Source organism: Rhodococcus sp. NPDC080181, from assembly GCF_040702225.1.
Taxonomy (GTDB): Bacteria; Actinomycetota; Actinomycetes; order Mycobacteriales; family Mycobacteriaceae; genus Rhodococcoides; species Rhodococcoides fascians.
The window spans coordinates 86,441-99,381 of the sequence record NZ_JBFBKN010000010.1 but is presented as its reverse complement, the minus strand read 5'-3'; the positions used below and the strand labels follow the sequence as shown (position 1 = coordinate 99,381).

Sequence of the window (12,941 nt, the reverse complement as noted above, 5' to 3'; positions counted from 1 at the left end):
GAGCGGCAACCGCGTCGCACGTGACGTGCAACTCACCATACAAGTCGAGTTCGGTCGTCCACATCGAGTACCTACGCCGCCCGGATACACGACGGTTGCCCGGCATAGCAGTACGCGAGAAAGGTTGAAACACAGACATTTCCGGCCAATTGGACTATGAGCAGCGTCACGATTACCTACTCGGCCACGGGCATATACTTACCTTTGATAACGATATTCGACGTACGAGCACGATGATCCGGCGTCGTCCGGTGCATCGTGGAGGGGAGCGAAGCATGACCCGAACAATTGCCATGAAAAGCACAGTGGCCGTCGACAGCGAACACGATCGAGACATCCGCCAACGAGACCGTTTCCAGCATCTTCACGACAGCGATCCGGAGTTCCGGGCTGCCGAGCCGGATCGGTCGGTTGCCGACGCGGCTCGTGAACTGGCACCCAACCTCGCTCGCGTGGTTGCCGAGATCATGACCAGGTACGCCGACCGCCCCGCCCTGGGACGCCGCGCGCGCACGATCGAGGACACCGACGGCAGCACTACCGCTCGCTTGCTCCCCCGATTCGACACGGTGACCTACGGGCAGGCCTGGGCCGACGCGGGAGCCTTGGCGTCCGCCCTCGGTCACGACGACGGCGGCATCGCTGCGGGCGACTTCGTGGCCACGCTCGGTTTCGCCGGCATCGACTACGTGATCACCGAACTGGCCACAATCCGTGTTGGCGCAGTCGCAGTTCCACTTCAGGCCGGAGCCACCGCGGGTCAACTGAGGGCCATCGTCGACGAGGTCGAGCCGGTGGTCCTGGCCTCCGACGTGGACAACCTCGCCGTCGCGATGGAGGTCGCCGGTCACTGCCGGTCGATCCGCACAGTGGTCGTACTCGACTACGACGACCGAATCGATGCCGACACCCGCGCGCTGACGTCCGCGCGCGAGGGTGTCCACGGGTCCGGCATTGCTGTTCGACCGCTCACCGAACTGGTGGACGAGGGTTCCCGACTCCCCCAGGTGCCGTTGTTCGACGTCGAGGATCCCGAGCGCCTCGCCGCACTGATCTACACCTCCGGCAGCACCGGTACTCCGAAAGGGGCGATGCATACCGAGCAGATCGTGTCCGGTGCGTGGACCGGGGCCTGGCATCGGACGGGTGCCTCGTCCGAGGGTGTCGACGAGCCGGCTTTTCCCGTCATCACTCTCGACTACCTACCGATGAGCCACCTTGCGGGCCGCGGGCTCGTTTTCTCGACTCTGGCGGCGGGCGGCACGGTTCATTTCGCCGGCTCCAGCGACCTGTCCACGTTGTTCGAGGACTTCGCTCTGGCGCGCCCCACGCTGGCGTTGTTGATTCCGCGGGTGTGCGAGATGATTCGCCACACCGTGCTCGCCGAAATCGATCGTGCGGTCGACGGTACCGATGCGGGCGAACACGAGCAGATTTCGCGAGGCGTGCTCGAGCGCGTGCGGTCCGAGCAGTTCGGTGGACGAATCCTGGCTGCAATGGTGGGCACCGCACCCATCGCCGCCGAGGTCAAGGATTTCGTGACCGACTTGCTCGACGTTCGGGTTCGCGACAATTACGGCTCGACCGAAGCCGGAATGGTACTTCTCGACGGGATTGTCGCGCGGCCACCGGTTCTCGAATACAAGTTGGACGACGTGCCCGAACTCGGCTATTTCTCCACCGACACTCCCCATCCACGTGGTGAGCTCCTACTCAAGACGACGTCGATCATCCCCGGCTACTACAAGCGGCCCGATGTGACCGCAGACGTCTTCGATTCGGACGGGTTCTACCGCACCGGCGATGTCGTGGCCGAGCTGGAACCGGACCGGCTCGCATACGTGGATCGTCGCAAGAACGTGCTGAAGTTGGCCCAGGGCGAATTCGTCGCGTTGGCGCGCCTGGAAGCGGTGTTCGGTACGAGCGAGCTGGTGGACCAGATCTTCCTGTACGGCAACAGCCAGCGGTCGTATCTGTTGGCGATCGTCGTTCCTGCCCACGCGAACTCGACTGCGGGCGCGATCATGGAGTCGCTACAGCGGATCGCTCGCACGGAGTCGCTGAATTCGTACGAGATACCTCGCGAGGTCGTGCTCGAACGCGAGCCCTTCACTCAGGACAACGGTTTGCTGTCGGGTGCCGGAAAGCAATTGCGTCCCAAACTCGTCGAGCGGTACGGCGACGAACTCGAGCGTCGCTACGCAGAACTCGAATCGGGGCAGACCGATCGACTGCGTGAGCTCCGGCGTTCCGGTGCCCAGGCACCCGTGCTCGTCACGGTCGGGGACGCCGCCCAGGCTCTACTCGGCTGTTCGGGCGCAGACATCCGGCCCGATGCCCACTTCACCGATCTCGGTGGTGACTCGTTGTCGGCGTTGACGTTTTCCACATTGCTGCGCGACATCTACGACGTCGACGTCCCGGTCGGGGTGATCACCGGACCCGCCATGGACTTGGCGGCTCTTGCCGACTACATCACGTCCGCGATCGACAACGATTCCGACACAGCGACATTCGCGTCGGTTCACGGACGCGACGCTTCCGTCGCGCACGCATCGGATCTGCCACTGTCGGCATTTCTGGACGCCTCACTGCTCGATGCCGCTCATCGAATTCCAGGCCCTCGGCCGGTAACGAACACCGTGCTGCTGACGGGAGCGAACGGCTACCTGGGCAGGTTTCTGTGCCTCGAATGGCTCGAGAAGATGGCAGCCGCCGGCGGAAGAGTCATCTGCCTGGTGCGCGGACGCTCCGATGCCGATGCCCGCGCTCGGCTCGACGCCGCCTTCGACAGCGGGGACGCGACGTTGTCCGATCGATACCGCGCGTTGGCCGACGCCTCACTCGACGTGATTGCAGGCGATCTGGGCACTCCCCGGTTCGGGTTGACCGACGTTGTCTGGGAAGAACTTTCCCGCCGCGTGGACCGCGTCGTGCACCCGGCAGCACTGGTCAATCACGCGCTGCCGTACGAGCACCTCTTCGGACCGAACGTCGTCGGAACGGCCGAGGTGATCCGGTTGGCCTTGACCGACCACATCAAGCCGGTGACCTACCTGTCGACGGTCGCGGTTGCCGTCGGTGTCGACGACTTCCACGAGAACGGTGACATTCGGGTGGACAGTCCGCAACGAGCAGTCGACGAGTCGTACGCCAACGGTTACGGAAACTCCAAGTGGGCGGGCGAAGTGTTGTTGCGCAACGCTTTCGACGAGTACTCGCTGCCCGTTTCGGTCTTCCGGTCCGACATGATCCTCGCCCACAGCAGATGGTCCGGTCAGCTGAACGTGCCCGACGTATTCACGCGCCTGATCCTGTCGGTGGTCGCAACCGGGCTGGCACCGAGAAGCTTCTATGCCACCGACACCGGAGCGCCCACCGACGAGCAGGGCAGGCCACTGGCTCACTACGACGGATTGCCTGCGGACTTCAGTGCAGCGGCCATCACCTCGATCGCGGGCGACGACGTGGCAGGCTACCGAACCTTCGACATCTTGAACCCCCACGACGACGACATATCGTTGGATACGTTCGTCGATTGGTTACGTGACGCGGGCTGCACCATCGAGATCGTCGACGATTACGACGACTGGTTCGAAAGGTTCAGCGCGGCAGTTCAGGAACTACCGGAGAAACAACGGTCACACTCGTTGTTGCCGCTGATCCACTCCTACGCGCATCCCCAGCACCCGTCGTCGGGAGCAATCCTGCCGGCAGACGAATTCGCGTCGGCTGTCGGCGATATCCCACACCTGGGGCGAGAACTGATCGAGAAGTATCTGGCCGATCTGGTAGCACTCGGCCTGGTGGCCAAGAGCTGACCGCTACCTGGTGCGGGCCCTTCGGCTCGCACCGGGTAGCCCCGCCCACTACCGCGGTACAGTCGTAAGCCTATGTGGATCGGATGGATAGAACTGGATTTTTTGTTGGGCGACGTGCACTCCCTGAAGGAGAAGCGCTCGGTGATTCGGCCCGTGATCTCGGAGCTGCATCGAAAATTCGCGGTGTCGGTCGCCGAAACCGACCATCGCGACCTGCACAGACGGGCCGAAATCGGAGCGTCGGTGGTAGCCGGCGACCTCGACCACGTGACCGACATCCTCGACCGGGTCGAGCGGATGGCGGCGTCCCGACCGGAGCTTCACCTCGTAGCCGTTCGGCGGCGCACCCTGAAGAGCGACGACATCTGAATCGCGCGCTGTCGACGAATCCGGGTCATCGACGGTTACGGTCATCGACGGACGTCGAACACCTGCTTCTGGATGCCGTTGCCGTACACCTCGTGCTCCACCAGATCCAGGTGAATCGTGGCCTTGTCGCTGGAGCTGAACAGCCGCTTGCCCGCGCCGAGCAGCATCGGGAAGACCAACAGGTGGTAGCGGTCGACGAGACCGGCATCGGCGAGGCTACGACCCAGCGTCGCGCTACCGTGCACCGAGATCGGCCCGCCTTCGGTCTCCCGGAGTTCGGCGACGTCGTCGATGCTGCGCAGAATGGTTGCCGGCCAACGGTCGTCGCTGCGCTCCAATGTCGTCGACACCACGTATCTGGGCATCGAGTTGTATCCGGCGAAATCGTCCATCGTGGGCCACACGGGAGCGAACGCCTCGTAGGAGGTACGCCCCAGCAGCATGGCCGTGGCCTCGTCCTGCTCGCGGCCCTTGATCTCGTACGCCGCTGGATCGAACTCGATGTCCTTGAACGTCCACCCCGCGTTGCGGTAGCCGACTTCCCCACCCGGCCCCTCCATGACGCCGTCGAGCGAAACGAACGCGGTCACGATCACGGTGCGCATGGCAATCCTCGGTTCGGTGTGAGGCAGAAGCGGAACAGGTGCCGGAATCGTAAACCACGCGTCGAACCGACGACAGGCAGTGTCGGGTGGCAAGGTGGTCTCATGGCCGAGCAAGTGGAACGCACCGAAGACGGTCACTATGTCGTCATCAAAGGTCGACGGTGGCGCGCGACCGATCCCGACATTCCCGAGGATCGCAACGCCGAATTGCGCTCGATCCTCATGGCGTGGCGCAGAGACGTCAAACGCACCTCCGGTGCCACAGAGTCTCGCGCGGGCGTTCAGGCCGCCAAAGTCGCCCTGGGAGAACGAGGTACGCCGTGGTGGGAACAATCCCCGGACGAGCGACGGGCCCGCTGGGAGGCCGAGGTGCCGCGGCCGACCGATACCGATCTCGAGAACTGATCACACAATTCGTTGCCATATCGGAAACTATCCAATATGGTTTCCGATATGGAAAGCATCGATAAGCCCACCTCGTCCGAAGCTCGAACGACTCTCGACGACATCGACCGCGTGCAACGCGCCGTGCGCGACACTCCGTGGCCGGCCTGGTTGTACGCCGTCAACGCAGTGCTCATCGGGGCGTTGACACTCACGCCACTGCTCACCGACTCCCACCGCACTGTCGCCCTGCTGATTCTGGCCGCGGCCATTGTGGCAACGAACGTGATCACCGGGTACCGAATGGGCACACCGTGGGCGCTGCCTACCAGCCGTGGATTTTTGGCGTCGGTCGCACTGTCCGTTGCTTTCGTGGTGGTAGCACTCGCATTCGCACAGCCATCCCTGCCGAGCTGGGCGTTGGTGCTCCTCGCTGCAGCAGCGACGGCGACCTACTCGTTCGGTTCGATCGCTCACTACCGGAGCACACACCGATGACGGACGATCTGGATCCGATCATTCATCCGGCGAACCGGCTGCGGATCTGCGCGCTGCTGGCGGCCGGTACGACGCTCGAGCTCGCCGTCGTGAAGGAACACAGTGGATTGAGCGCATCCGCGCTGAGCAAGCAGGTGGCGGCCCTGGTCGACGCCGGCTACGTGGATCAGCAGAGATCACGCACCGACTCGCGGCGGATGTGGCTGTCGCTGACTAGGGAGGGAAAAAACGCCTACCGCCGCCATGTGGCTGCCCTCCGCGCCATTCTCGCCGAGGCCGAGGCGAGCCCATCCGAGCCTGGGCGGTGAGTTCTCCCCCAGCTTCGTGTCTACTTTTTCGACGGATGAAGCCGATGCAGCCCGCACCGGTCGTTCGATTCGAGAAGGAGTCCCGCCATGCCCACACTCAGTCCGTACCTGTCGTTCCGTGACAATGCGCGCACCGCTATGGAGTTCTACAGGACGGTCTTCGGTGGAGAGCTCACGCTGACCACGTTCGGCGAGGGCCAGGCCACCGACGATCCATCCGAGAAGAACCTGATCATGCACGGCCAGTTGACAACTCCCAGCGGATTCACACTGATGGGGGCCGACACCCCGCCGTCGATGGAACACACACCCGGAAACACGATGAGCGTCTCGCTCTTCGGTACCGAGCACGAGGAATTGACGGGCTACTGGAACGCGCTGGCCGTCGACGCACAATTCACTATGGGTCTCGACGCAGCACCGTGGGGTGACACATTCGGCATGCTCACCGACAAGTTCGGTGTGCAGTGGATGGTGAACATCTCCGGCTCGGTCGCCGAAAGCTGAGCGACGGAGGAGCAGTGGGCGCCTTCAGTGGCTGCGAGATTCGACTGAGATGACCTCGTGCAGCCCGACGGGCCCCCAGCCCCTGTCGAGCGCCACGATCAGCACCGCGCAACCGACCGCGGACAGCACCAGTGCGGAACCGAACAACGCGGTGTAACCGAACACGTCGCCGATCACGCCCGCCGTAAGTCCGGACGCACCCTGCGCAAAGACGATTGCGCAGGCCATCAGTGTGTAATCGCTTCCTGCATAACGTTTTTCCGATGCGTCCATCATCAGTGCGAAAACGGCAACGGTTGCAGCGCCGCCCAGCACGTGTTCGGTGACGTTGGCCGCGACCAGGAGCGGAAACCCGCCGATGCCGAACGATGCCACTACATACAACGCAAGACTGAGAGTTTGGGCGATTCCGCCGACCAGCAGAGCCTGACGACGTCCGAAGCGAAAGGACAACCACGCGCCGAGCGCAGCACCTCCGAGTGCTGCCACCGACGACAGGCCGCCCTCGACCAGGGCGATCTGAGTCAAGGTCAGTCCGTTGTCCGAAAGGAACGGGCCGACCAGCGCCGAGCCCATCGAGTTTCCGAATTTGAAGCCGACGATGAGAAGGATGAACGCGACCATGCCAGGCCTGCGCAATCGGGACCACCAGGCCACAGAGAGTCGCGCCGGGCCCTCGGACTCGGGCTGCCGGTCGGTGTCCACGTCTGCCGCGGCCAGTTGCCTGTTCATGAACCAGACCGGGGCCGTCGCCAACAGGATCAGCAATGCCATCGCAACGAAGAGCACCTGCCATCCCGCAAAGGTGAACAGCCACAACAGCACTCCCCCGCCGCACACCATACCTACCCGGTACGCGCCCACTTGCAGACCGTTACCCAGGCCGCGTTGCGCCACCGTCAACGTGCGAACCGCTATCCCATCCGTTGCGATGTCCTGGGTGGCCGACAGCGCGTTGATGACAAAGATTCCGACGAACAGCCAGCGCAACGTCGACGACAAATCGAGAAAAGACAGTGCGAGCGCCACCAGCGCGGCGGACACCTGTAAGGACAGAAGCCACCGCCGCCTCGACCCGTAACGATCGACGTACGGTGCCCACAGAAATTTCAGCGCCCACGGCAGAAACAACACCCCGGTTGCACTGATTTTCACCAACGAGAAGCCCGACTCTCGAAGGACGACGGGCAGGGCCTGCGTGAAGAAGCCGAACGGCAGCCCCTGAGCGAAGTACAGGGCCCCGAGCAACGTGAGGGTGCCGACGGTGAACGACGCCGGACGCACCGCATTGGTCATGCCGGTCATCGTGTCAGAGCGAGGCCTCGTCCGCCGAGTACCGCACCGGTTGCCGAAGAATGGTGCGCAGCTTCGCCGGTTCGACCCGTCGTGGGTCACTGAGGTAGATCTCGTGATGACGGCCGGTCATCGTCAGCCCGGCCTGCGGGATGTAGCGGTGGTGCATCTCGTCGAGCACGGCGGCCTCGTCGTCGTAGGAACCGGTGTGCAGAGTTTGCACGCACAGGCCCTCGTCGAGGGTGTCGAGGCGCATTCCGTCACGTCGGTCCGAACGGTTCTCGGATGCGTCGACCCGTACGGCGTGCTCGAACATCGTGTGGTCGATCCAGTCAGGCACCATGATCATCACAGTCCAGAGCCAGTTCGACTTGTCCCGGCGCGTGGTGAAGGCCGCCATGTCCGGCGCCCACCACAAGGCTTCGAGCGGTGGGACGACGTAGTCGCGCTCCAGGTCGTTCTTACTGGTGAATTTCAGCCGATACGCAACGGGGAACAGGGTGGATACAGCATCGGCATATTCCGGTGCGGTGTTCGGATCCCCGTGGCCGTCGATCATCAAGTATTTCGTCGGTGGCACGGTCAGAACTCGAAACACGTTGCGCCGTGCCGAATACGAGTCGAGGGTCTTCTTGAAATCCGTCTTCATGCCCTCACCTCCTGCCGACTGCGCGTCAGTGTACCGACCACTCCGGGCTGGGGTGCCGTGGTGAACGCTCTCCTGTTCGGAAGCAGTTGGTCGGTCGACCGACACTGTCACAGCTCGGCGTCGACTGCCTTCGATTCGCCCCGACGCACTGCCATGTAGTCGGACAGTTCCCGTTTGACGACCGGCAGCAGCAAGTAGAGGCCCGAGATGTTGACCAACGCCAGAAGGAACAGCGTGGCGTCGGCGAAGTCGAGCACCGAGCCGAGCGACAGGACGGTGCCGATGACGGTGAAGGTGCAGAACATGAGGTTGAAGAAATTGCGCGACAACCGGCTGCGACCGAACAACGATGTCCAGGCCTGTAGTCCGTAGTACGCCCAGGTGATCGCCGTGGACAACGCGAACAGTGCCACAGCGAGAGTGAGTACGTACGGGAACCACGGCAGGACGGTCTCGAAGGCGTCGGAGGTGAGCGTGACGCCGCCCGCCGGCAACTCACCGGTTTCGGCAACTATGGCGCGCTGGTCCTGCCAGGACACAGTATTGGCGATCACGATGGTCAGGGCCGTTGCCGTGCAGATGACCACAGTGTCGATGAAGGGCTCGAGCATTGCCACGAATCCTTCGGTGACCGGATGTCTGGTCTTGACGGCCGAGTGAGCAATGGAAGCCGATCCCAACCCGGCCTCGTTGGAGAAGGCCGCGCGCTGGAACCCGATGATCATCACTCCGAGTACTCCGCCTGCCACGCCCTCGGGTGAGAACGCGCCGTCGAAGATGGCACCGAACGCCGTCGGAACGGACCGGAAGTTCACGGCGATGACGACGCCGCACGCGACGACATAGACCAACGCCATGGAAGGAACGAGTTTTGCGGTGACGGCCGAAATGGACTTCATGCCGCCGATGATGACCAGGCCGATGATGAGTGCGATCACGAGTCCGAACACTGCCTTCGCACCGTCCGAACCGAGGAAGCCTTCGTCGCCACCGGTAACCGAGCGGACCTGCGCGTACGTCTGATTGGCCTGAAACATGTTGCCGCCACTGATGGCGAAGAACGTGATGATGACGGCGTAGAAGGCAGCCATCACCTTCCCGACCTTTGCAAGACCTCGCTCGGCGAGTCCCTTGGTGAGGTACTTCATCGGCCCGCCCGAGACGGTGCCGTCCTCGTTGATATCCCGATATTTCACGCCTAAGGTGCACTCGACGAACTTCGAGGCCATTCCCAGCAGTCCGGCGAGGATCATCCACAAGGTCGCCCCTGGTCCACCCAGCGTGACTGCGACCGCCACACCTGCAATGTTCCCCAGTCCCACGGTTCCGGACACTGCGGCCGTGAGAGCCCGGAAGTGGCTGACTTCTCCTGGTGCATCGGCTTCGTCTTCTTTGCCGCTCACCAGGATCAAAGATCGCTTGATACCGCGGAACTGAATGAACTTGAACGTGACGGTGAAGACGACGGCACCCAGAATCAGCCACAGAACGATCAGTGGAACTGCGGCACCACCGATGTTCACGGTGAAGAACACGAAGCTGGAGACAGCGGCGGAGATCGGATCGAAAGCATTGTTGATCGCTGTCTCGATAGAACTGATCGTGCCTCCGTCCGCGGCCGAATAGTCGATGGCGAGACGGTGAAAACTCATGACGTCGAGTCAACATCATCCCGGGCACACGTCACGGTCTTTATCGAAAAACGGGCAAATATTTACATATTCTTGACTTGTAGTGGCTCATACACGGGTCCGAGCGGGCAATCGGCGGAGCAGAAGCGTCGCCGCATCGAGGACCATGTGTCGGTCGTAGGTCAGGCAGTAGTCGTACAACACGCTTCCGTCGTGGGCAGTTCCGCTCTCCACCGCGATGAGAGCAACGCTAGACATCGGTGCCACGATGACAATCGAGCGCTCCGACGCCAGTGGTTCGTCCTCGCCGACCGCAACGGTCCGAAACCGATGTTCACCCGGCATCGGCCGCGAGTCGAAGACGGCCACGAGAGACGTGCGCACAGCGAGGTCGTCGAACAACGCGACACGCTCGGCGGTCGTCCCGGCCGACGCGTTCGTCGTCGCCAATACGACGGTCGACGCACCGGTGCCGTAGACACTGCGAAGCAGACCGTTCTCGATGTCGTCGAGAAGCCGTGCGTCAGCGCGCCGACGGGTTCCGAATCGATGGACCAGACCGTACGGCGTCACGGCAACAGGGGCCCGGACGGTTATTGCCGGCTCCAACTCGAGTGTGTTGGCCGTACCGCCGGTGGCTCCGAAGGTGGGTAGACGAGTCGGGGCGCCGTACAGGTAGCCCTGGCCGAGAACCGCACCCATGTCGTGCGCGGTCGCTTCGTGCCGCTCCGTTTCGATTCCCTCGGCGAGCACCAGCGCACCGCTGCGTTCGGCCTCTGCGGCGACCGCGGACACCACGGACGCCGTGGCATAGCTCGAACGGCCCTGCACGAGAGACATATCCAGCTTGATCACGTCGGGCCGGAGCAGCGGAATCAGTGCCAGACTCGACGAGTCTGCACCCACATCGTCGAGCGCGGCCCGCCATCCCAGGTCGCGGGCATGCTCTACCGCACGCAGCAGCCCGGAGGGGTCACCCATCAGATCTCGCTCGGTGATCTCGACGATGATCGACAACCGAGATGCCTCGGCCACCAATGGCAGGCACTCTCTCGGAGGTGGCGCGTCCAGGGCTGTGGGTTCCGCGTTGACGAACAACGCGAGTCCTTCGGGGAAACCGGCTTCGACGGCCCCGCTCAGGGCGCTGAGTCTGCACCGCCAGTCGAACTCGGCCGACTCGCCTCGATCGGCCGCCTCGCGCAGCAGCTGCGGCGGCGAGATCGCTTGCGCGTCGCCGCAGGTCCGCACCAGGGCTTCGTAACCCACGACAGCTCGGCCGTCCAACGCGACGATCGGCTGGTAGGTCGACGTGATATCGATCGTCATCGGCGAAAATTGCGCGTGCGAGGCGTCACGATGCACAGGCGGACCTCCCTCGGTACATCTCGACGGTCCCCACCCGGGGAACCATCATGCCCGATGGTCGCCGGCCGCGCCTTCTTCCCTCGCCGACGGGCTATAGGGTTCTCGGAAGACTTCGAATCGGCGGTGAACAATGGTGGGTGCGAACTCCGACGATCACCTGTTCGCGGGCAGATATCGTCTGGGCAACGTCGTGGGGCGCGGCGGAATGGCAGATGTCGTTCGAGCCGACGACGACGTCCTCGGTAGGCCCGTTGCCGTGAAGATATTCCGTCAGGGTGAACCCGCACATACCGATGCACGGATCGATGCCGAGATCAGGACGCTCGCGTCGCTGTCGCATCCTGGCCTGGTGACGTTGTACGACGCGGGTACCGCCCCCGACACCGGCGGCATCCGAGTGCCTTTTCTCGTGATGGAGTTCGTCGACGGCCCCACTCTGAACGGCTACCGCGCAGGCCGCGCACTACCGGGCGATGTCGTCGCCCGGATGGGACACGAGATTGCTCGAGCCCTTGCCTACATCCACCACCGCGGCGTGATCCACCGCGACATCAAACCGGCCAACATCCTGGTCGCCCGAGAGCCGGCGTCGAGCACGGGACACTGCGTGAAGCTCACCGATTTCGGTATCGCTCGCATCGTCGACGCCGACCGCCTCACCGAGCACGGCACCACCGTCGGCACCGCTCACTATCTCAGCCCGGAACAGGCGACGGGCACCTCTGCGGGGCCTGCAACCGATATCTACAGCCTCGGATTGGTTCTCATCGAATGTCTTACCGGCGCAATGGTGTTCGACGGCAGCGCGGTAGCCGCAGCCGTGGCGCGCTTGCACCGCGATCCCGAGGTACCCGAGCAACTCGGGCCCCAGTGGCATTCACTGCTGACGACGATGACGGCCAGACATCCCGAAAACAGGCCGACGGCGGACACCGTGGCCGACGCCTTACACAGTCTTTCCAGCGAACCGCCACCACCGCCGGCCACTGCGGTCCTGCCCGCCGCGAATGCGACAACGTTTGTCGCCGAACAGGATTCGGCCCCTCGGCAAACGGAGGGTTCACGGCGTCGCGGTCTTGTCTTTCTGGCTGCGGCCGCACTGTTCGTCGCCGTCGCGTCGGCAATTGCCTGGATGGCAACCGGAACAGGCGACGAGCCGATCGAGACATCGCCGTCCACATCGGTCACCGCTCCGACCAGTCCTGCACCCGTGACGACGGCATCCGAGTCCTCGATGCCGGTTGTCTCGAACCTCCCCCAGGACGTGCCCGCCCCCGCCGTCGATCAGGTGCCCGCCGAGCCGCCACAACCTGTGGCTCCACCGCGAAACGGGAACAACGGCAACGGTAATGCGGGCAACGGTAATGCGGGCAACGGTAATGCGGGCAACGGCAACTCCGGCAACGGGAGTCCAGGCAACAGCAACGGCAACGGCAATTCAGGCAACGGGAACTCCGGCAACGGCAACCCCGGCCGTGGGAACTGAGCATGTCGGCAACCAAGGGAACGGA

General features: G+C 63.5%; 12 protein-coding genes. 7 read left to right on the top strand and 5 right to left on the bottom strand.

The annotated features are described in order from the left end of the window. Positions 1 to 275: 275 nt before the first annotated feature. Both car and AB0O58_RS13970 read left to right on the top strand, forming a co-directional pair. Positions 276 to 3,821 (top strand): carboxylic acid reductase, encoded by a 3,546-nt coding sequence (car, locus tag AB0O58_RS13975; RefSeq protein WP_366238297.1) that lies wholly within the window; start codon positions 276 to 278, stop codon positions 3,819 to 3,821. Positions 3,822 to 3,893: 72 nt separating this feature from the next. Continuing rightward, positions 3,894 to 4,190, top strand: coding sequence for a DUF503 domain-containing protein (locus tag AB0O58_RS13970; protein ID WP_027497180.1), 297 nt, complete (start codon positions 3,894 to 3,896; stop codon positions 4,188 to 4,190). Positions 4,191 to 4,231: 41 nt separating this feature from the next. Here the strand turns inward: AB0O58_RS13970 and AB0O58_RS13965 are convergent, their stop codons facing one another. Beyond that, complete coding sequence (locus AB0O58_RS13965) at positions 4,232 to 4,795, bottom strand: dihydrofolate reductase family protein (protein WP_206497572.1); 564 nt, start codon at positions 4,793 to 4,795, stop codon at positions 4,232 to 4,234. A gap of 102 nt (positions 4,796 to 4,897) precedes the next feature. Here AB0O58_RS13965 and AB0O58_RS13960 point away from each other — a divergent pair, with 102 nt between their 5' ends. The 4 genes from AB0O58_RS13960 (at position 4,898) to AB0O58_RS13945 (ending at position 6,492) form a co-directional block, all read left to right on the top strand. Continuing rightward, positions 4,898 to 5,200 carry a hypothetical protein gene (locus AB0O58_RS13960; protein WP_032370584.1) on the top strand — a complete coding sequence of 101 codons (303 nt, stop codon included), beginning with the start codon at positions 4,898 to 4,900 and terminating at the stop codon, positions 5,198 to 5,200. A 48-nt stretch (positions 5,201 to 5,248) separates the two neighbouring features. After that, positions 5,249 to 5,677: a hypothetical protein gene (locus tag AB0O58_RS13955; RefSeq protein ID WP_366238296.1), complete on the top strand. Its 429-nt coding sequence runs from the start codon at positions 5,249 to 5,251 to the stop codon at positions 5,675 to 5,677. Next, complete coding sequence (locus AB0O58_RS13950) at positions 5,674 to 5,985, top strand: transcriptional regulator (protein WP_366238295.1); 312 nt, start codon at positions 5,674 to 5,676, stop codon at positions 5,983 to 5,985. Before AB0O58_RS13955 ends, AB0O58_RS13950 begins: the two co-directional genes overlap by 4 nt. 87 nt (positions 5,986 to 6,072) lie before the next feature. Continuing rightward, complete coding sequence (locus AB0O58_RS13945) at positions 6,073 to 6,492, top strand: VOC family protein (RefSeq protein ID WP_366238294.1); 420 nt, start codon at positions 6,073 to 6,075, stop codon at positions 6,490 to 6,492. 24 nt (positions 6,493 to 6,516) lie between these two features. Here AB0O58_RS13945 and AB0O58_RS13940 read toward each other — a convergent pair whose 3' ends face one another. The 4 genes from AB0O58_RS13940 to AB0O58_RS13925 form a co-directional block, all read right to left on the bottom strand. Further along, on the bottom strand, positions 6,517 to 7,788 hold the full coding sequence (locus tag AB0O58_RS13940; RefSeq protein WP_032400829.1) for an MFS transporter: 1,272 nt from the start codon (positions 7,786 to 7,788) through the stop codon (positions 6,517 to 6,519). Between the two features lie 13 nt (positions 7,789 to 7,801). Next, on the bottom strand, positions 7,802 to 8,434 hold the full coding sequence (locus AB0O58_RS13935) for a GyrI-like domain-containing protein (RefSeq protein ID WP_032372383.1): 633 nt from the start codon (positions 8,432 to 8,434) through the stop codon (positions 7,802 to 7,804). Positions 8,435 to 8,541: 107 nt separating this feature from the next. After that, positions 8,542 to 10,086 carry an alanine/glycine:cation symporter family protein gene (locus AB0O58_RS13930; RefSeq protein ID WP_032372382.1) on the bottom strand — a complete coding sequence of 515 codons (1,545 nt, stop codon included), beginning with the start codon at positions 10,084 to 10,086 and terminating at the stop codon, positions 8,542 to 8,544. Between the two features lie 87 nt (positions 10,087 to 10,173). Continuing rightward, positions 10,174 to 11,391 carry an EAL domain-containing protein gene (locus AB0O58_RS13925; RefSeq protein WP_366238293.1) on the bottom strand — a complete coding sequence of 406 codons (1,218 nt, stop codon included), beginning with the start codon at positions 11,389 to 11,391 and terminating at the stop codon, positions 10,174 to 10,176. Between the two features lie 169 nt (positions 11,392 to 11,560). Here AB0O58_RS13925 and AB0O58_RS13920 point away from each other — a divergent pair, with 169 nt between their 5' ends. Continuing rightward, a complete protein-coding gene (locus AB0O58_RS13920) occupies positions 11,561 to 12,916 on the top strand; it encodes a serine/threonine-protein kinase (RefSeq protein WP_366238292.1) in 1,356 nt (451 codons plus the stop codon). Positions 12,917 to 12,941: the final 25 nt, after the last annotated feature.